Source organism: Prochlorococcus marinus str. MIT 9313 (genome assembly GCF_000011485.1).
Taxonomy (GTDB): domain Bacteria; phylum Cyanobacteriota; class Cyanobacteriia; order PCC-6307; family Cyanobiaceae; genus Prochlorococcus; species Prochlorococcus marinus_D.
The window spans coordinates 295,026-315,061 of sequence record NC_005071.1; the positions used below are offsets into that span (position 1 = coordinate 295,026).

The following is a 20,036-nucleotide window of genomic DNA, read 5'->3' on the forward strand; positions in this document are numbered from 1 at the left end:
AGGTTGTAGATGTTGCAAAATCCCTCCATACACTCATGCAGCAATGGGCCTGATGAGATGGCTGCCAGCATTCTTCATGGCTGGTCAGATCAGCAGGATCCTTAGAATCTAGATTCTGACTCCAAAGCGCCCGAGAGGGGAATTCGCCAACGCATGACCGACGTTCCCGTTTCTCGCTTGAGGAACTTCTGCATCATTGCCCATATCGATCACGGCAAGTCGACTTTGGCTGACAGGCTGTTGCAGGACACTGGCACAGTTGCCGGTCGGGATATGCAGGAGCAGTTTCTCGACAACATGGATTTGGAAAGAGAGCGGGGCATCACGATCAAGCTCCAGGCTGCCCGGATGAACTACACGGCTGCCGATGGCGAAAGCTATGTGCTCAACCTGATTGATACCCCTGGCCATGTGGATTTCTCCTATGAGGTGAGCCGCTCCTTGCAGGCCTGCGAAGGGGCCCTGTTGGTGGTGGATGCCAGTCAGGGTGTTGAGGCCCAGACCCTGGCAAATGTCTATCTAGCGCTGGAAAACGATCTAGAGATTATTCCTGTGCTCAATAAGATTGATCTGCCGGGCTCTGATCCAGAACGGATTAAAGAGGAGATCGAGGCGATCATTGGTCTTGACACCTCAACAGCAATTGCCTGTTCTGCCAAAACAGGCTTAGGCGTACCAGAGATTATGCAGGCGGTGGTGGATCGCATTCCGCCCCCTGCAGATACCATCGATAAGCCAACGAAGGCATTGATCTTCGATTCCTACTACGACTCCTACCGAGGCGTGATTGTGTATTTCCGGGTGATCAGTGGCCGGATCAGCACGAAGGACAAAGTGTTGCTGATGGCCAGCAAGAAGAGCTATGAGCTTGATGAGATTGGTGTGATGTCACCAGACCAGTGTGAGGTCAATGAACTTCATGCAGGGGAGGTGGGTTATCTGGCGGCTTCGATCAAGGCGGTTGCTGATGCACGGGTTGGAGACACGATTACTCTCCTCAATGCCCCAGCAGATGAGCCGCTACCTGGTTACACCGAGGCAAAGCCGATGGTGTTTTGTGGCTTGTTCCCTACGGATTCAGATCAATATCCAGATCTAAGGGAAGCGCTTGACAAGCTGCAGCTTTCAGATGCAGCACTGAAGTATGAACCTGAAACCAGCAGTGCGATGGGTTTTGGCTTTCGTTGTGGCTTTCTAGGACTCCTGCATATGGAAATTGTGCAGGAGCGGCTTGAACGTGAATATGACTTGGATTTGATTGTTACTGCTCCTTCAGTGATTTACAAGGTGAACATGATTGATGGGCAGATGTTGATGGTGGATAACCCTGCAACATTGCCAGATCCGCAGAGGCGGGAATCAATAGAGGAGCCTTATGTGCGGATGGAGATCTATGCACCCAATGAGTACAACGGCACTCTGATGGGTTTGTGCCAGGAACGACGTGGTGAATACATTGATATGAAGTACATCACCACTGAGAGAGTGACCTTAATTTATGAGCTTCCCTTGGCTGAAGTGGTGACGGATTTCTTTGATCAGATGAAGAGTCGCACAAAGGGTTATGCCTCAATGGAATATCACTTGATTGGCTATCGCCGCAATGATCTGGTGCGCTTGGATGTCTTGATCAATGCAGAAAAGGCTGATCCACTTACCACAATTGCGCACCGTGATAAGGCTTATAGCATTGGTAAGGGTTTGGTGGAGAAGCTCAAGGAGCTGATCCCAAGACAACAGTTTAAAATTCCCTTACAGGCTTCCATTGGTAGTCGCATTATTGCCAGTGAGAGTATCAGTGCCATGCGCAAGGATGTGCTTGCTAAGTGTTATGGAGGAGACATCTCAAGGAAAAAAAAGTTGCTGAAGAAGCAGGCCAAGGGTAAAAAGCGGATGAAGGCCATGGGCAAAGTGGATGTGCCTCAGGAAGCATTTATGGCTGTATTGAAGCTGAATCAAACGAGCTGATTTATCTTTTACTATTGACCATTACTTAATGTCTTTGCAGCGGTATGTTTGTCAACCTGTAGATAATTACCGCTGGTTTTAGTTGATAAGTCTTCCATCCATGGTGATGCAAGGCCAATGGCAATGGTGTTCGTCTTTAGTGTTTGCTTTCTTCTTTTATTATGATCTAGATAGTGATTCACTGTAGAGTCATAATTATAGTCTTGCCAGCTGCTCCCATCCCGCCTTTTGTTGGGCTTTCCATCAGTGAGGAAATATAGGGTGTCCGTTTCATTGTCATCAAAAGAGCTGTCTAAACCCTCCCATGGGTAAGTACCCCCCCAAGACCTGGGATCACCATTATCCATTGAATTCACGAATGAAATTGCTGATTCGCGGAATCCATCCTGTCCAATCTTGACTAAGCCATTGCTTGATTTTTCCCATGTTCTGTGATTATTACTCCCTGCCGAACTAAAGGATTGGAGACTAATCTTAGTGTCTTCGGGCAGTGATGTAATCAGGCGTTTGAGTTCCGTTTGCAGCGATTCCATTCGGGTTAATGCACAATATTGGCTAGACCTATACCATACATTTTTATATGTTCTGCCTCTATAGTTGAGAACTTCAGCCCAATATATTCTAGCCTGACTAGGATAATCTTTACTACCCCAAAGAATGCATGCGCTCATTGAGCCTGAACCATCGACTAGGAAACGTACTCGTTTGCTTCGAACATTACGAAAATAGGTTCCATTGTAGAAGCTATCACTTCCATAGTTCTCAAGGCGTTTATCGGCTCTAGCGAAGGCAGCAAGGAAAAGGGGGTATTTTGCAATTGTACGTGACCCGCTTTTGGTTTCCAGGTAACTATCCTCTTCAAATTTCTTAGGATCATTGTTGGGATCTGGATCTATAAATTTGACCAATTTACGAGTGGGATCAGTCTCCATGCGCAAAGCTGGCTCCATGAAACTTCGTATTGGTGTTTGATCTTTTTCAAAATCAACATCAAGATCCTCTACGATTTCTTTGAGGCCTTTTATATCCCCTTCAGGGGTTGTGGGGTGCTTGCAATTTCCTTCAGGTTTATAGCACCCCATGGTACCAATATCTTCAATTGCTTTAGCTAGAAACAGCGAGCTGATTCCATTGGCATCATTATAACGTCCATCAAGATCAAGTGGAGCACCACATCTCATTAAGGCATAGCCGTTATTACTTGAACTAACGCTAAATCCATAAATGACTGGTGTATCGATCTCAGCCATTTTGATGCCAAAGACTGGTTTAAATGCTTTTGTTTGATTTTCCGCCAAGCTCTCACATTGTTTGAGAGTGGCTGCGTATTGTTTATGACCCAAGTCTGTGCGGGTTTGTTCATTTGAAATAGCTTCACTATTATTGACCAGGATATGTAGACTTCGTTCGACTTCTGATCTCAATAGCCTAAGACCATTTGTAGTATTTTGGCGCAAGCTGGCTTTACTTTCAGATCTGTCAACCAATGTTTGGGTAGAGCGTAATGCTAGAGAAGAAGCTCCAATGAGAAGAATGCTGGCCCCTGCGGCAACAACGGTCTCAGACAAACCAAAACCATTGCGTCTGAGGCCAAAGCCTTTTTGTTTTGAAAGGGCCTTAAGTGATTTCATGGATCTGATGTCATCGTTAAAGCGTGCCTCTAATGATTTAATTATCTCAGGGATGCTGCTTAAATTGCTCGATTTATAGTGAAAATTCCCTGAGTATTGTCTGATAACCAGTATTAACTGGTGTCACAGAAGCCAGTGTCGTCATTCCAGGTTCCGCTGTGAATTTGAGCGCTTCCTTCGAGCTCGATGCATCGGGTTCTTAAGCGAGGCTCATTATCGCTATGACGGGATTTCACCAGGATTGTTAGTTGATTATATTGCTGAGCACTGATTCCTGAAGGGATTAATTCATATTCGGCTTGTAGAGCAGCCACTTCAACTTCCTTTGATTCTCTTGTACCCTCAAGGGCTAGAAAACGATAAGGTTCTTTTCCTTGAAGGTCGGTTTTTGTACATAGATAAAAATCATCTTTCGTTAATGAATCGTCTAACGTGGATGGATCTTTGTTTGAGCAACATTTCAAGCGTTGTGAATCGCTGCGGCTGCCATCAGCTTGCATGAACTCAACCAATTTCGATGGAGATCCAAACTCCTTTGTTGCTAAATCTTGATTGAGATTGAAGCGGCAGATTTGTTTTGTTTTTGCCAACCTTGATCGAAGGCTAAATAATCCAGTCTTTAAAAATTGTGTGTAGCGATCAACATGGCCTTGGGAGAGGTTTCGTCTATATGTTGGGATGGCATATGCAGAAATAATGCTTACAATTGTGATCGTAACCAAAACTTCAAGCAAGCTGAAGCCAGTTTTGGTCTGTTTTAAGGATGTTGCTTTATTCATTAACATACTATTGCTCATGTGTCATGTTTCCTAGCCCACACAACTCGGCTTGGAATTGAGGACTAAGTTCAAAAATTCTTTGCTCTGTTGCGTTTTGAAGCTCAGTGTCATGTAGCAGCTTAGTTGAACCATTTTTGAGCTCTTTTTTAACACCTGGCCCTTCAAAGCTGTAGACAATAATCAGATTGCCACTTTTGTCATTGGTAATAGTGCTTCTTTTGATCATTCCTCGGTTTGCCCTTTTGCGTCCATTGCTGGATGGGGGCTCTACATAGAAATCACCACCACTATTAATAATCTGGCTGTTTAAGTATTTAGCAGGGTCTTCACAGGCAGCCTCTAGCTCATTATCAGCGAGGATTTTCTTGTCAGTTAATTGGGAGTCTGCGTGTTGTAGAAGTTGGATATTGTTATTGATATCTGCCTCAACCGTAGTCCGTTCATGTTGATGCATGCTATTTGTTAGTGCGGCAAGGGATATCCTGCTGACAGCAGCCATCACCATGCTAAGTATGGTACCAGCGATGAGTACTTCGACCAAGGTAAATCCAGAACCTCTTTGATGATTTATTGCTGGAATCCTTTTGGCATTGAAGGCGGCTATAGATTTTAGCTTAGTGGTTATAAGCTTTTTGCATTTAAATATGAAAATATCGGAATAAATTTCTTGCTGTTCAACCTTTGCTTGATTAAAGGATTTTTCACTTGCTTGAGCTAAATGCCCATTCCAGTACTCTCTGATTGAATGAATCCAAGTCACCTCTTTCGTCTTTCTTCTAGGTATTATGTATTTCACCATCGCTGGAAGATATCTAAACCTGTACCACGAACACCACGCGTGATGGTCCGTCCGTAACCGGTGTATTCCTCCCCATCAACTAAATTCCAGAGTTCATCGCCAGCTTCAATGACAGATCCTTTAAGGCTATTTTGATTTTTTGTTGTTAGAGAGAATTTCTTAGATTGTGAGCAGAAGTTATCAGCCCAGACGACTCCGCGCATCTCTGCATCATTGCTGAGGGTGAATGTTCCTCCTTTCAGTAAGACAAATGCTGCAGGTAAGCTTTTGCCTGCTATGCTCAAAACATATTTTTCGTCATTTTTAAGATCATTTGAATTGCATTGTTTTGAGGCTTTGAGACTATTTTTTGAGACCAATATCAATTTCTCTGGCGCTTCATTGCATTTTGTACCTTGACGATTCACGCCACAAAGCAAGCTCTTCTCTGATAAATCGATGCGGTTACTGAGCTTCGTCTCGTCTGGGGACCCAAGGTGTAAAACTACGGGCCGTTGATCATTCTCGATCAATACGGTTGTATTTTCTAGATTGATGTGTTCTATATAGAGATGGCATGCTTCGTCAGTATTTGCGCAAATATCTTGCTTTTTGATTCGCACGGTCCACTTTTTGCGATCTTTTTCTGTTTCTTCTGGAATCCAAAAAGTCCATTGATTTCCATAGTCTATATTGCCTGGGTTTTGACCAAATTTCCAGCCATCTCTGATTCTTGGTTTGCCGTCAATGCATGTCCACCGATAACATGCACGAATTGCAATGCTATTGCTATATAGGACTTTCGAACGGTATTCTTTAAGAGTGGGACTAGTTTCTTTGTCGATAACTTTGGAGTCAATATCAATACCTTTTGGGGCGGACATTTTCGTGCTATTGATTGCTCTTGTGCAAACAATCTGATCCTCACCACAGTCAAAATCATTGGTTTTACTTGAGTCGTCAAAACTCCATACGCGAGGAGTGTCTTTGCGTTGGCTATCTTCATCGAAGATTTCTTTACCTTCTTTTGAGTTTTTTGTATTAGCAAAAAGCTCAGTTGCTGGTAACCCTCTATTCATTACAGGCCATATTCGATCTCTTAGTGCATTGGAGCTATTATTTAAGACTGAAGTTGCAAGATCATTCCTGCAACTACCATCATCTTTTAGAATTTCATTCTTGTTGCTTACATTCAAAAGAATCAGGCCTGGACCATTAATTGTTGTAGTGCCTAGATCATAATTATTAGCTCCCATTACTCCCCAATCTTCCGGCTTGCTGACAACAGAACGAACAAAGAGAGAACGACTTAAAAGTGCTCTGGCCAAATAGTTATCTTCAGATCCCACCCTTTTGGTGAAGCCTTCTACTTGGAACCTTGCAGCCCCCTTTCTACCTTCGTAGCCCCCTTGTATGTCTTTGGCAGGTGGTTTGTATTGACGAAGCCGGTAAAAAGTCTGAATGCTCCCTTTGCCATCATTCCTTTGGGTTCTCGATTGATCTTCTATAAATGGCAACGAGACCTTTGTTTCATTATTGTCTTTAGCCACAAGGCCTGTTGGCCATACAGCTTCTTGATTGGATGGATGATTTGGAAGAGCTGTGATGTCTGTACAAAGCTCTTCAAGCATTGCTTCATCTGTTGTGTTGATGCGAATCCAATTGTTCGTTGATGTCGATTCACCATTGTTAATCGTAAAAAGATAGCCTTTGTAATTCTCAGGATCGTTACTATTAAGTGTGTTGAGAATACGGTTGAACCCATTTAATGCGGCTGCTTCAGCCATCTGTTGATAGCTTTGGGCGGCTCCAATTTTTCTTGCCATCAGTTGACGGATGAGTAAACCAGTCGTACCGGCAAGCAAGGTTAATCCTGTTAACAATGCCAATAACATTGCTAAGCCTTCTTCTCCTTTTGGAGGTTTGTTCCGTTCTAATTGGCTTCGTAGATGATGAAATTTATACCGATTAATTTTAGACATTATTATTTGGGTATACATACTAGATCTGTATCGCTAACGGCATCATTCTTTTTGCTATCGATTACTCCTCTTTTTATGTCACTAGCTCCTCCTTCAAGATCAATGCATGCCATCACATTAAACTTGGCAGTTTCGCTATTAGTGTTAGTAGAACTTGCTGTGAATTCAAAATAGTTTTCATTCTCGCCATTATCACTCCGGCTCAGTGCATAGTTGCCACCTGGCAAAATAATCTGATTGAATGTTGTCTGATTTGCAGGCCCTTTAGTTGTCATGATTGCAGCAATTTCATTGAGGTCTTTCCATCCAGTAGGCGCTAGGTTGAACTCATCGATATAGGCTGCCAGGGTGTTTTGTATCTGAGCCAGAGTCGCTACAGCCTCACTTTGTTTGGCTCTCTGCACTTGATTAAAGTAATTTGGCATCGCAACGGCACTAAGGATCCCTATTATTACGACCGTAAGCAGAACTTCTATCAGCGTAAAGCCCCCAGTTATTTCGCTATTTGCTTGCAGTGGAAGAAGTTTCATCTGAATTCTTCTCTCTTTCGTTGCTATCCTATTAGGCTTCTTTCTGTAAATACTGAGAATAATCTGAGAAGTGGTTGAGAGTCTTATGCAGAAGATGATTTCAAAAAAGGCTTGATAGATTAGCTCATGGCCATGGTTACTTTTGCCAGAATTTTTGGCGGAGAATCTTTTTGTACAGAATGAGCCATTCGCGAAATATATAGCCGTGTTGATTGGACCAATTGCTCTTATTGATGGCCTATTTGTAATTAGTGCTTATGTTTATTAATGTTATATCCGTCTCGTTCTGTCGTTGAAGGTCAGACTGCTGATTGGCTTACTTGTCCATTGTCTTTGTCTACGCTAATTCGGCATTTTTTCCCTTTCGCGAGAGCGCTTCCATTGCAGTTAGCCCTGCCTCCATTGGCATCTGCTTGTGTGGTGTAGGTGACGTTTGCCGAGGGTGCTCCACCAGAGCCATCATTGCAATTGCCTGAGATGGTTAGGCCTGTACTTGGAGTTAGTGATGCGTAATTATCGGGATATGGGCCGTCGGTAATGATTGCTGCGGCGCATTCTTTGGCAAGCCCAGCTCCTTCGCCGAGTTGTGTGTTGAGCTCAGCTTTTTCTTTAATCCCGGTGAATTGCGGCAGGGCAACCGCACTCAGGATGCCAACGATCACAATCACGATCATCAGCTCCACCAGGGTGAAGCCTTGCTGTAAAGCACTAGCTCCCTTCTGGCGTCTCAACAGCGCAAGCTTTAGCTGTTGGTTGAGGATGCTCATGATGATATGCAATATCAATACTTGCCTGATCATATTGCCTTGATATGGCGATTTTGTGGTGAAGGATCGTCTAAGGCTTCTCTGAGAGTTCCCTTTGAACCGGCTTAGAGGCTCGTTAACTGTTGGCCCAAGATGCTTGCTTTCATGCTTTTGCCCCTCAGCTGATCCGCTCTGGCCTCTGGCCTTTCAGGCTTTTACCAATCCGAAGGCTAGTTGCCGATTGCTATCGCTGTTGATTGATTTCAACGCCTTGTTGAGCAGGCTTTTGCAGGATTGATCTGCTGGCTTCTTACTGATCAAGGTCTTCATCTTCTGCGAGTGCTGCTTGCCTACGCCGGCGGGGAACCCTTGTCGTAGTTGTTGTTTTGAGATGACTTCCTATCGCCAGCGGGGCTGTTCTCAAAGCACCACCGCTGGCTTGGTGTTGCCCCTGGCGCTTGCGGCTGCGTTTGTGGTTTTGCTTGGCAGCACTTCGCTATTTTCGCTAGCGCTCCTGAGCCGTAGTCGCACGCGCATCAGCATGGCCGAGCGGATGCGCGCTGATCAGCTTCGCTCCGCTGCGCAGCACTTCGCACAGCTGGCTACAGATTCCCATGCCTGCCTTCTCACTTGGCCTTCCAGTCGTTGGAATGATTTGGGCTCTCAATGCGCTGATGTTGATCAAGGCTGACTTGGTGCGCGGCTATGGCTGGCTGGCTGATCCGCCAATCTCCAACCTTTGGCCTTGTTCCTTGGCCGGTCGTCAGCCTGTGTTGGCAATCGCTACAGCACAAGATGATCGCGAAGCCCGTCGAAGGGCCATCATCTACTCGGTTGGCTCGGCTCCATCGCCGATCTGGTGCAGCCAGGTGTTGATGCGCTGTGGCCCGGCGTTTGACATCAACGGCGAGCCTAACCTCGCAGGCGGCTTCCAGAACCGTGTGCTGATCTATGGCTTGCCTGCCTCGCTCAGTCATGGGGAACCTGGTTTTGTGGCTCGCCCGGATCCTCTTCTGCCGGTGTTGCGCCTTGAACTGGAGGAGAATTTTAAGGCTCCTAACGGGAAGATGCAGCGCATCCGTTCAGCTGCCTCTGCTTGATGCCCTGCGCGTTGACAATTGATTGGCGTATGCAAAAAGCATGTCAGGCTCAATCAACTTTACTTTTATCGATGCTGTATTCGGATAAGGTACAAATTTTTTAGACGAAATGTTCGACACTAATGATGCATAGCTTGCTCGCAATATGGCTTTGGTGTAATGCTTTTTTTGCGGAATTTAGGATGTCAGTACGCAACTGTTTTGTGATGGAGTTCCACGCCTGCTTATTTTGACTGCAGAACAGCAGATGCCACCAATACCCTTCATTGGAAGGGTTGCATCAAGGGAGACCGGAATTTAGGGTTGAATAATCAACTTATTAGGAAAAACAATTTAACAAATCTTTTTAACTTAGATCCCTTCCCTCATTGGGATTGTGAGCTCGATCACAGGGATCAATGATTCCGGTCACAGGTGTAGTCGTTGAGAACGGCAAAAGTATGTAATGCTAAGCAAGGAGCTCTTGGTTGGACATTAACCGTCTTGGTAAGTCATTGAACGCAAGAGGGGGCTGGATCAATTTTAGGCGTCCGCCTTATTCGATTCGCCGCGTTATAGAGCGCACCAGCTTGATGGCTGTGGGGTTGGGATATGGCTTGTTGTTGTTGTTTAACCTGCAGCTACCGGCTGAACAGCGTAGGCAGGCTCAGCGGGAAGATCTTAACGATGCCAAGGCTATTCTTCGTCAGTCGAAGGATTTGATCCTTCGCGCCGATTCAGTATCGGCATCTGAAAACAGTATTGATACACTTTTGCTGAAGAGATTGCTGAGTGATTTTTCATCTTTTGATCTTTTGATTTCGATGCACCCCAAGGGGTTTGAGGCTGGTTTTGTGATCCCTGATGTGAGAGGAGGTATCGGTCTTGGCAAGGTTCTAGCTTCTTACGGTTTGCAGAAATATCAAGGTGATTCCAGATATGGACCTGTTCTTATTGATATTGATTCAGCTTATTATTCAATCATTAAAGATCAAGTTGACCTGCATGGAAATGATTGGAATATTTATCTGGTGCAGGATGTTAGTCGTCAGATTCGCCAGCAAAATATTCTAACCATCATTCTTTTTTTAGCTGCTTTACTTGCTTCGATGGTGACCTTATCCCTAACGCGTACAGGCATTCGACGAGGTTTGGAGCCTTTGCAGCGCTTTGGCGGCGTGATCGAATCAGTCTCGTCTGGATCTCTCGACGATCATCGCTGTGATCCGAAATATGAACCTCTGGAACTTAAGCCGCTTGCCGGTTCGTTTAATGCTCTTTTAGATCATTTGGCTGATTCTTGGAATCGTCAGAGGAAGTTTGCTAATGCTCTCAGTCATGAGCTGCGCACACCGATTACTTTAATTATTGGCTATACCTCTAGGGTTTTGCGCCGATCAGGAAACCTTAGTGAAGATCAGCGGCATCAATTGACGATCATTGATGATGAGACTCGTCGTCTCGGAAGGTTAATCACTGATCTATTAGATATTGCGCGTGAGGAATCTGGCGCTCTGGTGATTACGTCCGAGCCTTTTTCCGCATTTGAGACGTTAGAGCAGGTGCTTTTACTAAACCAAGGTGATCATGAGACTCGCTTGAAAATCCAATCGAGTTCACACGGTTTTGATCAGATCTGGGCTCTTGGTGATCACGATAGGGTCGTGCAGTGTCTTAGCAATTTGATTGAGAACGCTTTCAAGTACAGCCCAGAAGAAAAGCGAGTTGAATTGAGCTGCGTTAGCACGCATGAACATGTGAGATTGCAAGTTCGAGATCATGGCCCTGGTGTGCCAGAGGCAGATCAGGAGCTGATTTTTCAGCAGTTTCAGCGCGGTAGTAACACGGCACAACAACCTGGCAGTGGCGTTGGTCTAGCTCTTGTGTACTCGTTGGTGAAGCGGATGGGAGGCCGCGTTTGGGTTGAGAATGCTGCTGATGGTGGAGCGATCTTTGTGATTGAGTTGCAACGTTTTCAGCCGGCTTAGCAACAATGCAGAGACTGTTCTGTCTGCTTCCTCAGCAGTGAGCTTTGATCTTTCGTCTTTGCGTCTGTCACGAGTGACCTTGTCGACTCGCATGGCGCGCTGGGGGATGGTGATTGTTGCCATCTATCTGTTGATGGCCTTAATCACCCCCTTGTTGGTGATGGTGGGTGTTTTGCCTGAGGCCAACGCTGGTCTTGATAATCCCATTTATGCGCCTCCTTCATGGGGGCATTGGTGCGGAACTGATCGTCTCGGACGGGACGTATGTGTTCGCACCATGGAGGGCAGTGGTGTGGCTTTGCAGGTGGTTCTTCTTGCGGTGACCTTGGCTGTGTTGGTGGGGGTGCCCCTAGGGATGATGAGTGGCTACCTCGGAGGTGCTTTTGATCGCATGTTGGTGTTGGTGATGGACACCCTCTACACATTGCCGGTGCTCTTGCTTTCTGTGGTCTTGGCTTTTTTGCTTGGACGGGGTATTCCCAATGCGGCCGCAGCCCTTTGTGTTGTTTATGTGCCCCAGTACTTCCGCGTGGTTCGTAACCAAACAGCCCAGGTGAAAGCAGAACTGTTCGTGGAGGCTGCCCGTTCCCTCGGTGCTGGCCCCATTTGGATCTTGCGCAAATACCTGCTTCGCAATGTGATCACATCCGTGCCAGTCCTGCTGACCATGAATGCTGCTGATGCTGTTTTGGTGCTTGGTGGCCTTGGTTTTCTCGGCCTGGGATTGCCGGAAACTGTGCCTGAATGGGGGAGTGATCTGAATATGGCTCTGGCAGCAGTGCCAACTGGGATTTGGTGGACTGCTCTCTATCCAGGCTTGGCCATGTTCGTATTGGTGCTGGGACTCTCATTCCTTGGTGAGGGGCTGGAGGCATGGGTGAGTGGTCTCGATGAGTCGACTGCCTGATTTCAGATCACTCCCATTGCATCCTTTGGAGGGCCACACTGGGGGAAGTCTTTGCTTCAAGCCATGCCCTGGTGGATCACATTGATCTTGCTGGCGATGATGATCTTCCTTTGGGTCTCCGGGCGCCGAAATTCTGATGATGTGATCGGTCTGCTTGAGAAGATGCTAGCGATCGGCTTGGCCATGGTTGTGCTGTTTATAGGCCAAAACATTTTGCTGGAAAGCATTGTCTTGCTGATTGGCTTGCGTCTTCCCGCGGCACGTCAAAAACAACTTGGGATCAATTGATCGCATGCAAGCAAAGATGTGCAGATGCCATTTTGAGTGTTGGCTGGTTGCTTAACAGCGCAATCTCACGTTGCGGGGGAGGCTTCCTTGGATTTCGCCTTGATCGTTAAGGGCAGGATATGACTTGCCTTCCTGCTGGCACCATGCTGCAACTTCTGGATAGGCCCACTCAAATAGGCGCTGTTGATAAAGCGCTGGTTCTAGGCCTTCGCCTGCTTGAGGTGCGATACCAGCCAGCCGTCGTTGACGTAGGGCCTCAAAGAGCAAGGTTGCTGCTGCTACCGAAACATTCAACGACTGCACCATGCCGCTCATAGGGATGAAGATCCCTTCATCCATCAACGGCGTCGCCAGCTTACTAAGGCCCCATTTCTCAGCTCCCAGGACGAAGGCTGTAGGTTCGCAGAAGTCGCAGTCTCGGTAGTCGCGTGCGTTTCCACCTAGATGGGTTCCATAAAGGCGAAAGCCACTGTCCTTGATGGCCTTGACGGCAACTTCGATGCTGCTGTGCTCTTTGAGCGGTATCCACTTTTGGCTTCCCTGAGCGGTACTGTTGAAGGTGGGCAGGCGTCCTGAATAGTTCACTGCATGGGCTTCCAGGACACCCACCGCATCGCAGCTGCGCAGAATGGCTGAGAGGTTGTGGGGTTTTTCTACGTGCTCAAGCAGAACCGTCAGATCTGCCATTCGGCAATCCAGAACAGCCTTGAGACGATCAAATCGGCGAGGCAGCAGAGGCATGGGCCAAGCGTCTTTTGACTTGAGGGTATGGGATGCCGTGTCCCTCATCCCTTTCGGCCAGTTAGCGACCTATGGTCAGATTGCCGAGATGATCGGTGCCTATGGATGTGCCCGTCAGGTGGGTTGGGCTATGCGTCGATTACCTTTGCCATCCAAGGTTCCTTGGCATCGAGTGGTGAATGCGAAAGGGATGATTTCGATGAGTTTGAGCCGTGAAGGATCTGACTGGATGCAGCGGCAGATGTTGATCGCTGAAGGAATCCTTGTGGATGCCGAGGGTCATTTGCCCTTACGACGGCATCTTTGGCGGCCGCAGTTGAGTGATGAGGGCCTTTTGCCGGGAATGGCTCAGGAAGGCGTTAGCTCTGGAAGGTTCATCTCAGTCCAGGACAACCATTGATGTTGTCTTCTTCTTCCGTTGCTGCCTCTGATGGATCTGTACCTGTACCGGGACTGCTGCCGCGGCGGGTGGCATGGGAGCTGTTACAGGCAGTGGCGGCAGGGGCCTATGCAGATGTCGCTCTCGAACGAGCTCTTCGTCAGAACCCCATGAGCGGTGCCGACCGTGGCCTGGTGATGGAATTGGCTTATGGCGCAATCCGTCAGCGGCAATGGCTCGATGCTTGGTTGGATCGTCTTGGCAAGGTGCCTGCTTGCAAACAGCCACCAGTGCTGCGCTGGTTGCTGCATTTGGGGCTCTATCAGATTCTGCGTATGCAGCGGATTCCAGCTGCAGCGGCAGTGAACACCAGCGTTGAACTTGCTAAGACCGGCAAGCTTGCCCGATTAGCTCCAGTGGTGAATGGCATTTTGCGGGCGGCATTGCGTGCACGCGATGCCGGTATGGTGCTCCTCGAGCCGGAGGACTCTGCTGCTCGGTTGGCGCAAGCGGAATCTCTACCGTTGTGGTTGGTGGAGCAGTTACTTGTTTGGCGAGGCGAGGTGGGAGCTGAGCTGTTTGCTCGTGCCAGCAACCAGGTACCAACACTTGATTTGCGGATCAATCGACGTCGTACAAGCCGTGAGAAAGTAAGGCTGGCGCTTGAGGCTATTGGAGTAGAGAGCACTCCGATCGAGAGCTGCCCTGATGGTTTGATGGTGACTGGTAGTGCTGGTGACCTAAGCCAGTGGCCTGGCTATCAGCAAGGACATTGGTGTGTGCAGGATCGCTCTTCACAGTTGGTCGCACCGCTTTTGCGGCCACAGCCTGGGGATCGGATTCTTGATGCTTGCGCAGCACCAGGGGGTAAGGCCACTCATCTTGTTGAGCTGATGGGTGGTTCGGGAGAGGTGTGGGCTGTGGATCGTTCCGCTGGTCGACTCAAGCGCTTGGCGGATAATGCTGCTCGCTTGGGGGGTGACTGCCTCAATGCTCTAGTCGCAGATGCCTCGAATCTGTTGGCGGTGAAGCCAAGCTGGCGAGGATCCTTCCAGCGCATTCTTGTGGATGCCCCATGTTCTGGGTTAGGTACTTTGGCCCGTCATGCGGACGCACGTTGGCGAGTCACTCCGTTGCAGGTTGAGGGGTTGGTGATCTTGCAGTCCAAGCTGCTGGAAGGCCTTCTGCCTCTGCTTAGCTCTGGAGGCCGGTTGGTTTATGCCACTTGCACCATCCATCCGGCCGAGAACTTTGATCAGATCGAGGCCTTCCTGGGTCGGCATCCTGAATTGAGCTTGTCTCAGGAACAGCAACTATGGCCTGATCCTGAGCATGGTGGTGATGGTTTTTATTCAGCCGTGTTGGATCTCAGCTGAGCCTGATCAGGGAATAGGCATTGGCTCGAAGTTTTCATTGAGCGGCGGTCCCCCTGGAGGTGCGATGTATCTGGGTGGAGGGCCCTGGGTTTGATCTTGGTCTTTGGCAGCATCCTCGCTGCCGTTCTTTGGTTTGCTCCTCGTTTTGCCTGGTGGCCTAAAGGTGCGGTTCATAACTGGTTTTGGTGGGAAGGGTTGTACCTCAAAATTGTCTTGGATCTTGGTCATGAACTGCTTCCAGGCCCATGCAGCATCACCACTGCCGCCAGATGTCTTTCGGTTGTTGTCGTAGCCAAACCATACGGCGGTTGTTAGTTGTGGTATTGAGCCAATGAACCAGAGGTCACGGGCACCTTCCGATGTGCCGGTTTTGCCCGCTACTGGCCGGTCACCGAGGGATGCCGCAGCTCCAGTGCCACCGCTGACAACGCGCTGGAGCATCCAGTTCATGGTGTCTGCTACGTCGCTATCGAGGGCTCGACGACCTTTGTAGCCTTCTAACTGGTGGTTCCAGATCACCTCGTCGTCTGGGCCTCGGATCTCTTCAAATGGCGTGGGCTTCATGTAAATGCCCCGGTTGGCTACTGCGGCATAGGCTGCCGTCATGTCGAGTACTGTTTGCTCGTAGGCCCCAATAGCGAGCGGATAGTACTTGCCTAATGGGCGAGTGGTGCCGATGCCAAGATTATTGGCCATGCTGATCACGGCATCAAAGCCCACTTTGTCTAGTAGTTGGACTGCAACAGTGTTTAGGGAGTATCTCAGGGCATCAGCGAGTGCCACTGATCCCAGGTATTTGTTGCCGAAGTTCTTTGGGCAATATCCTCTCCAGCAGCGTTTCGCGTCCACAACCTTGTCCTCTGGCTTGATGCCGGCGTTGATGGCTGCTGCATAGGGAAAAAGCTTGAAGGTGGAGCCAGGTGAACGCAGAGCCTGTGTTGCTCTATTGAATTGGCTGGTATTAAAGTTTTTGCCTCCTACCATCACCCGCACTTCACCGGTGCTTGGTTCGATAGACACCATGGAACCCTCTGTGTTCCCGGGGGCGTATTTGCTGATCACATCTTGGGCTTGCTTTTGCCAAGCCAGATTGAGGCTGGTGTGAATCTTGAGTCCACCCACTTCTAGTTGCTCTGGGGTGAGCAGATTGGGGAGTTGCTGGGCTACCCAGCTGGTGAAAAATGGTGCGCTGCTGTTGAAGTACTTCGGTATCGCTGGCTTGAGAGTGAGGGGGCTGTCGCGAGCTGCATCGGCTTCTCTGGCAGAGATAAATCCGGCCTGCTGCATTCGTTTAAGGACAATTGCGCGGCGTTCTAGGGCAATTTTCTGGTTGACCAGTGGTGAATAAACTGAGGGAGCAGGGGGCATGCCAGCGATTAGAGCGGCTTCCGGCAGTGTGAGTTGATTGGGGGATTTAGAGAAGTACACCCAGGCTGCATCGGCTACGCCGTAAGCACCTGAGCCCAAGTAGACATAATTCAGATACTGCTCAAGGATTTGCTGTTTGCTGAGCTGTCGCTCCAGCTTGTAGGCCAGAGCAGCTTCTTTGAGTTTGCGCGGCAGGGTTCGTTCCTGACTCAGGAATACGGTTCGAGCAAGTTGCTGAGTGATGGTGCTGGCACCTTCCCTCACGGAACCCTGGCGGAGGTTTGTCACCAGGGCTCGGCTGATACCCCAGATATCCAAGCCATTGTGGTAGTAAAAGCGTCGGTCTTCTGCCGCGACGAAGGCTTGCTCCACAAGCAGAGGCATCTTGTCTTGCGCAACCTTCTCGCGGGTCGCGGGACCAAGCTTTTGGATCACCTGCCCATCAGTGGAGAGCAGCGTGATGGTGCCTGGCCGGTTGAAGTTGGCTATCCGCCGGGCATCGGGCAGAACCGAATCCAAGCCATGAGTGAGAGTCCTTTCAGCCAAGGCTGCGACACACCCGATGGCGACAGCACTAACTGAAATAACAATCCAGTGACGGCGCTTGCGAGTCACATCCCCTGTGTTAATGGGCTATGGCCTATGGCTAGAGCAGTAACCAGCATGCCAAGGATTAGAAACGGTTGAGCACTGGTCTGATATCTAACATCAAAGGCCAGGGGATCACGCAGTAACCAGATGTCTTGGAATGTGATCTGGGGAATGATCAATAAGATCAAAACGACTGAGGCAAAATGCTGGCCAATGGCGATCAGAACAACAACCATTGCGAGTTGGAAGATGTCGATCATTCCTGCACTGATCCAGCTGGCCTTTTTGATTCCAAAGACAACTGGCAGGGATTGAAGACCGAGGGCTCGATCTCCCTCTACACTCTTGAAATCGTTGATGACGGCAATACCAAGACCAGCCAAGCTATATGCAAGTGTCAGCAGTGCTGTGGTCCAAGTCAGTTGTCCGAACAGCGCCTGACCAGCCCACCATGGCAGGGCGATGTAGCTGGCCCCAAGCGCGTAGTTTCCTATCCAACCGTTCTGTTTCAGCTTGAGAGGTGGGGCTGAATAAATGAAGCTCACAAATGAGCCGCCTAGGGCAAGAAACAGCACAACGGGAGTGGTGTGTTCAGCCCAACGATCTAAGCCATAGGCAACTGCAAGACCACCGAGAAGCAGCATCCAGATCTGAAGCTTGACTTGTGTCAGCGGGATGGCCCCGGAGGGAATCGGCCTATAGGGCTCATTGATTGCGTCGATCTCGCGATCGTAGTAGTCGTTGATGGTTTGGGTGTAACCGGTTAGAAGCGGGCCACTCATGACCATGCAGGCCGCGGCTGCAAGCACATCTGGTACGCGCCATTGGTATTGACCACTGGCAGCGGCTCCACAAATCACACCCCAGAGCAGTGGGATCCATGTGACAGGCTTCATGAGCTGCAGACGCAGCTTCCAGATGTTGGTTGTGCCAGTGGCACCTTTGATGCCAAGGAGTTGGCGAGCGTCGCTCACGGCAGGCGTCTCAGGCGGAGGTAACTTCGTCGTCAAAGAACCAGCTGACAGTGCCATCGCTAAGTTCTACGACCAAGCCAATGCCCATGCCGTCAGTCATTTTGTAGCCGGTGACCCTGCCAACGTCAGATTTCTTGAGCAGTTCTACCAGTTTGGCTGGAATGCGATCACGAACGCGAGAGACTCGGACCTTGGAGCCGATTCTGTAGGAAGTGGCAGCCTGGGACATGGCCTGCAAGGCTTAGAAGGTGGCGCAACCTTAACAGTCGTCACTGCTTTATTCCAATGGTCGCGCTTCGTTTGATTCCTTGCCTTGACGTGGCTGATGGTCGCGTTGTGAAGGGCGTGAACTTTGTGGGCCTTCGTGATGCGGGTGATCCCGTGGAGCTCGCCTGCCGCTATAGCCAGGCTGGAGCTGATGAGTTGGTGTTTCTTGATATCGCCGCCAGCCATGAAGGTCGGGCCACGCTGGTGGCGTTAGTTCGACGTACTGCTGAGGCTGTGACCATTCCATTCACAGTTGGAGGGGGTATCAGCTCTTTGGATGGCATCACAGAGCTGCTTCGGGCTGGAGCCGACAAGGTGAGTCTTAATTCATCTGCGGTGCGGGATCCAGATCTCGTAGCGCAGGGAGCCGACCGTTTTGGCTGTCAGTGCATTGTGGTGGCCATCGATGCTCGGCGTCGTCCTGAGTGCTCGGGGTGGGATGTTTTTGTTAAGGGTGGACGCCAAAACACCGGTTTGGATGCTGTGAGCTGGGCTCGGCAGGCAGCGGAACTTGGTGCTGGCGAAATCCTGTTGACCTCAATGGATGGAGATGGAACTCAGGCTGGTTATGACTTGGAGCTCACGCAAGCAGTCGTGGAAGCGGTGCCGGTGCCTGTGATCGCTTCGGGAGGTGCAGGTTGTCTAGATCACATCGCAGAAGCCTTCACGATTGGCAAGGCCTCAGCTGCATTGTTGGCCTCTCTACTTCACGATGGCGTGCTGAGTGTGGAGCAAATTAAGACTGATCTGCTGATGCGAGGTTTGTCGATTCGGCCTCTTGAGTTCTGAGGCTTTGTCTTTGTGTTCAGCAACACACTCCTAAATTTGGCAGAAGTTTTGTTGGCAAGACTGCTTTTGGATGTGTTGCTCATCGATCACCCTTGGGCGCAGCAGTTGCTCCAAGCATTGTTCACGCCCCTGGATGGGATCTTCTGATGAGGCCTGGTGACCCCCAGGCGGTGGAGCAGTTGTTTGATGCGGTTGCTCCTAATTACGACCGGCTTAACGACTTGTTGAGTCTTGGCTTGCACCGCATCTGGAAACGCCAGTTGTTGGCCTGGTTGTCTCCGCTTCCAGGTGAACATTGGCTTGACCTTTGCTGCGGTACTGGTGATCTGACACTGGCATTGGCCCGCAGGTTGCGACCTGGAGGGTCTGTGTTGGGGGCTAGATGCGGCTGCGGCACCTCTAGCCGTGGCAAGGCGCCGCGCCGCGGTTGAGCCCTGGTTGCCCCTCTCCTGGTTGCAGGGAGATGCTCTGGATACTGGCTTGCCTTCCCATCGTTTTGACGGTGCTGTGATGGCTTACGGCCTGCGCAATTTGGCGGATCCAGGCGCTGGGTTAATAGAGCTTCGACGCCTTTTGCGACCTGGTGCTCGGGCAGGCGTCCTTGATTTCAATCGCATGGGCGAGGGTTCCTTGGCAGCACGTTTTCAGCGGTTTTATCTGCGAAGGTTGGTGGTGACGGTAGCTGCCCAGGTGGGTCTGCGCGAGCATTACGCCTATTTGGAGGCCAGTTTGCAGCAGTTCCCAAAGGGAGAGGTTCAGGAGCGACTGGCTCGGGACGCGGGATTTGCCGCAGCGAGCCATCGACCTCTGGCTGCGGGACAGATGGGGGCCTTGCTGCTTACCGCTTGATGAGCCGATAGAGCAAAAAGACTCTT

20 protein-coding genes and 1 pseudogene are annotated in these 20,036 nt (G+C 49.5%); 11 read left to right on the forward strand and 10 right to left on the reverse strand.

The window, feature by feature from the left end; all coding sequences use genetic code 11:
- Window positions 1–153 precede the first annotated feature (153 nt).
- Entirely contained in the window at window positions 154–1,968 is a 1,815-nt protein-coding gene (gene lepA / locus AKG35_RS01365) for a translation elongation factor 4 (RefSeq protein WP_011129636.1), read from the forward strand.
- Window positions 1,969–1,979: 11 nt separating this feature from the next.
- On the opposite strand, the gene AKG35_RS01370 is transcribed toward lepA, so the two are convergent.
- The 6 genes from AKG35_RS01370 to AKG35_RS01395 form a co-directional block, all read right to left on the reverse strand.
- Entirely contained in the window at window positions 1,980–3,599 is a 1,620-nt protein-coding gene (locus tag AKG35_RS01370) for a hypothetical protein (protein ID WP_011129637.1), read from the reverse strand.
- 113 nt (window positions 3,600–3,712) lie between these two features.
- The gene (locus tag AKG35_RS01375; protein ID WP_236069618.1) at window positions 3,713–4,378 is read right to left on the reverse strand and encodes a pilus assembly FimT family protein; all 666 of its coding nucleotides are present in this window, start codon (window positions 4,376–4,378) and stop codon (window positions 3,713–3,715) included.
- A gap of 7 nt (window positions 4,379–4,385) precedes the next feature.
- A complete protein-coding gene (locus AKG35_RS01380; RefSeq protein WP_011129639.1) occupies window positions 4,386–5,177 on the reverse strand; it encodes a PulJ/GspJ family protein in 792 nt (263 codons plus the stop codon).
- Window positions 5,171–7,156, reverse strand: coding sequence for a hypothetical protein (locus AKG35_RS01385; RefSeq protein ID WP_236069619.1), 1,986 nt, complete (start codon window positions 7,154–7,156; stop codon window positions 5,171–5,173). The genes AKG35_RS01380 and AKG35_RS01385 overlap by 7 nt, the downstream gene beginning before the upstream one ends.
- Window positions 7,141–7,668 carry a type IV pilin protein gene (locus AKG35_RS01390; RefSeq protein ID WP_011129641.1) on the reverse strand — a complete coding sequence of 176 codons (528 nt, stop codon included), beginning with the start codon at window positions 7,666–7,668 and terminating at the stop codon, window positions 7,141–7,143. Before AKG35_RS01390 ends, AKG35_RS01385 begins: the two co-directional genes overlap by 16 nt.
- Window positions 7,669–7,967: 299 nt before the next feature.
- Window positions 7,968–8,435 carry a pilin gene (locus AKG35_RS01395; RefSeq protein WP_080502876.1) on the reverse strand — a complete coding sequence of 156 codons (468 nt, stop codon included), beginning with the start codon at window positions 8,433–8,435 and terminating at the stop codon, window positions 7,968–7,970.
- Window positions 8,436–8,805: 370 nt separating this feature from the next.
- Between AKG35_RS01395 and AKG35_RS12670 the strand changes: the two genes are divergently transcribed.
- From AKG35_RS12670 to AKG35_RS01420, 5 genes are all read left to right on the forward strand, one after another.
- Complete coding sequence (locus AKG35_RS12670; protein ID WP_052646160.1) at window positions 8,806–9,105, forward strand: hypothetical protein; 300 nt, start codon at window positions 8,806–8,808, stop codon at window positions 9,103–9,105.
- Entirely contained in the window at window positions 9,089–9,514 is a 426-nt protein-coding gene (locus tag AKG35_RS01405; protein ID WP_236069621.1) for a prepilin-type cleavage/methylation domain-containing protein, read from the forward strand. The genes AKG35_RS12670 and AKG35_RS01405 overlap by 17 nt, the downstream gene beginning before the upstream one ends.
- Before the next feature lie 467 nt (window positions 9,515–9,981).
- Complete coding sequence (locus AKG35_RS01410; protein WP_011129644.1) at window positions 9,982–11,481, forward strand: sensor histidine kinase; 1,500 nt, start codon at window positions 9,982–9,984, stop codon at window positions 11,479–11,481.
- A 91-nt stretch (window positions 11,482–11,572) separates the two neighbouring features.
- On the forward strand, window positions 11,573–12,388 hold the full coding sequence (locus AKG35_RS01415; protein WP_080502877.1) for an ABC transporter permease: 816 nt from the start codon (window positions 11,573–11,575) through the stop codon (window positions 12,386–12,388).
- Window positions 12,389–12,451: 63 nt separating this feature from the next.
- Window positions 12,452–12,676, forward strand: coding sequence for a hypothetical protein (locus AKG35_RS01420; protein WP_011129646.1), 225 nt, complete (start codon window positions 12,452–12,454; stop codon window positions 12,674–12,676).
- Window positions 12,677–12,727: 51 nt separating this feature from the next.
- Here the strand turns inward: AKG35_RS01420 and trmH are convergent, their stop codons facing one another.
- A complete protein-coding gene (trmH, locus tag AKG35_RS01425; protein WP_041384261.1) occupies window positions 12,728–13,417 on the reverse strand; it encodes a tRNA (guanosine(18)-2'-O)-methyltransferase TrmH in 690 nt (229 codons plus the stop codon).
- On the opposite strand from trmH, the gene AKG35_RS01430 reads away from it, so the two are divergent.
- Both AKG35_RS01430 and AKG35_RS01435 read left to right on the forward strand, forming a co-directional pair.
- Window positions 13,416–13,817, forward strand: coding sequence for an MGMT family protein (locus tag AKG35_RS01430; RefSeq protein ID WP_011129648.1), 402 nt, complete (start codon window positions 13,416–13,418; stop codon window positions 13,815–13,817). The two genes, trmH and AKG35_RS01430, sit on opposite strands and share 2 nt — an antisense overlap.
- Window positions 13,817–15,172, forward strand: a complete 1,356-nt coding sequence (locus tag AKG35_RS01435; protein ID WP_011129649.1) for a 16S rRNA (cytosine(967)-C(5))-methyltransferase — start codon at window positions 13,817–13,819, stop codon at window positions 15,170–15,172. The genes AKG35_RS01430 and AKG35_RS01435 overlap by 1 nt, the downstream gene beginning before the upstream one ends.
- Window positions 15,173–15,178: 6 nt before the next feature.
- Here AKG35_RS01435 and AKG35_RS01440 read toward each other — a convergent pair whose 3' ends face one another.
- Genes AKG35_RS01440 through AKG35_RS01450 form a run of 3 tightly spaced genes read right to left on the reverse strand, consistent with a single transcriptional unit; the run spans window position 15,179 to window position 18,334 of the window.
- Window positions 15,179–17,155 (reverse strand): transglycosylase domain-containing protein, encoded by a 1,977-nt coding sequence (locus tag AKG35_RS01440; protein ID WP_011129650.1) that lies wholly within the window; start codon window positions 17,153–17,155, stop codon window positions 15,179–15,181.
- The gene (chlG, locus tag AKG35_RS01445) at window positions 17,152–18,105 is read right to left on the reverse strand and encodes a chlorophyll synthase ChlG (RefSeq protein ID WP_041384262.1); all 954 of its coding nucleotides are present in this window, start codon (window positions 18,103–18,105) and stop codon (window positions 17,152–17,154) included. The genes AKG35_RS01440 and chlG overlap by 4 nt, the downstream gene beginning before the upstream one ends.
- Before the next feature lie 10 nt (window positions 18,106–18,115).
- A complete protein-coding gene (locus AKG35_RS01450) occupies window positions 18,116–18,334 on the reverse strand; it encodes a cytochrome b6f subunit PetP (protein WP_041374878.1) in 219 nt (72 codons plus the stop codon).
- Between the two features lie 56 nt (window positions 18,335–18,390).
- Between AKG35_RS01450 and hisF the strand changes: the two genes are divergently transcribed.
- The 3 genes and pseudogenes from hisF to ubiE all read left to right on the forward strand — a co-directional run bounded on the left by hisF (window position 18,391) and on the right by ubiE (window position 20,010).
- Window positions 18,391–19,161, forward strand: coding sequence for an imidazole glycerol phosphate synthase subunit HisF (gene hisF, locus AKG35_RS01455; protein ID WP_011129653.1), 771 nt, complete (start codon window positions 18,391–18,393; stop codon window positions 19,159–19,161).
- A 12-nt stretch (window positions 19,162–19,173) separates the two neighbouring features.
- A complete protein-coding gene (locus tag AKG35_RS13605; protein ID WP_268869575.1) occupies window positions 19,174–19,308 on the forward strand; it encodes a hypothetical protein in 135 nt (44 codons plus the stop codon).
- Window positions 19,308–20,010: pseudogene (ubiE, locus tag AKG35_RS01460) on the forward strand (bifunctional demethylmenaquinone methyltransferase/2-methoxy-6-polyprenyl-1,4-benzoquinol methylase UbiE). The gene AKG35_RS13605 and the pseudogene ubiE overlap by 1 nt, the downstream one beginning before the upstream one ends.
- Window positions 20,011–20,036: the final 26 nt, after the last annotated feature.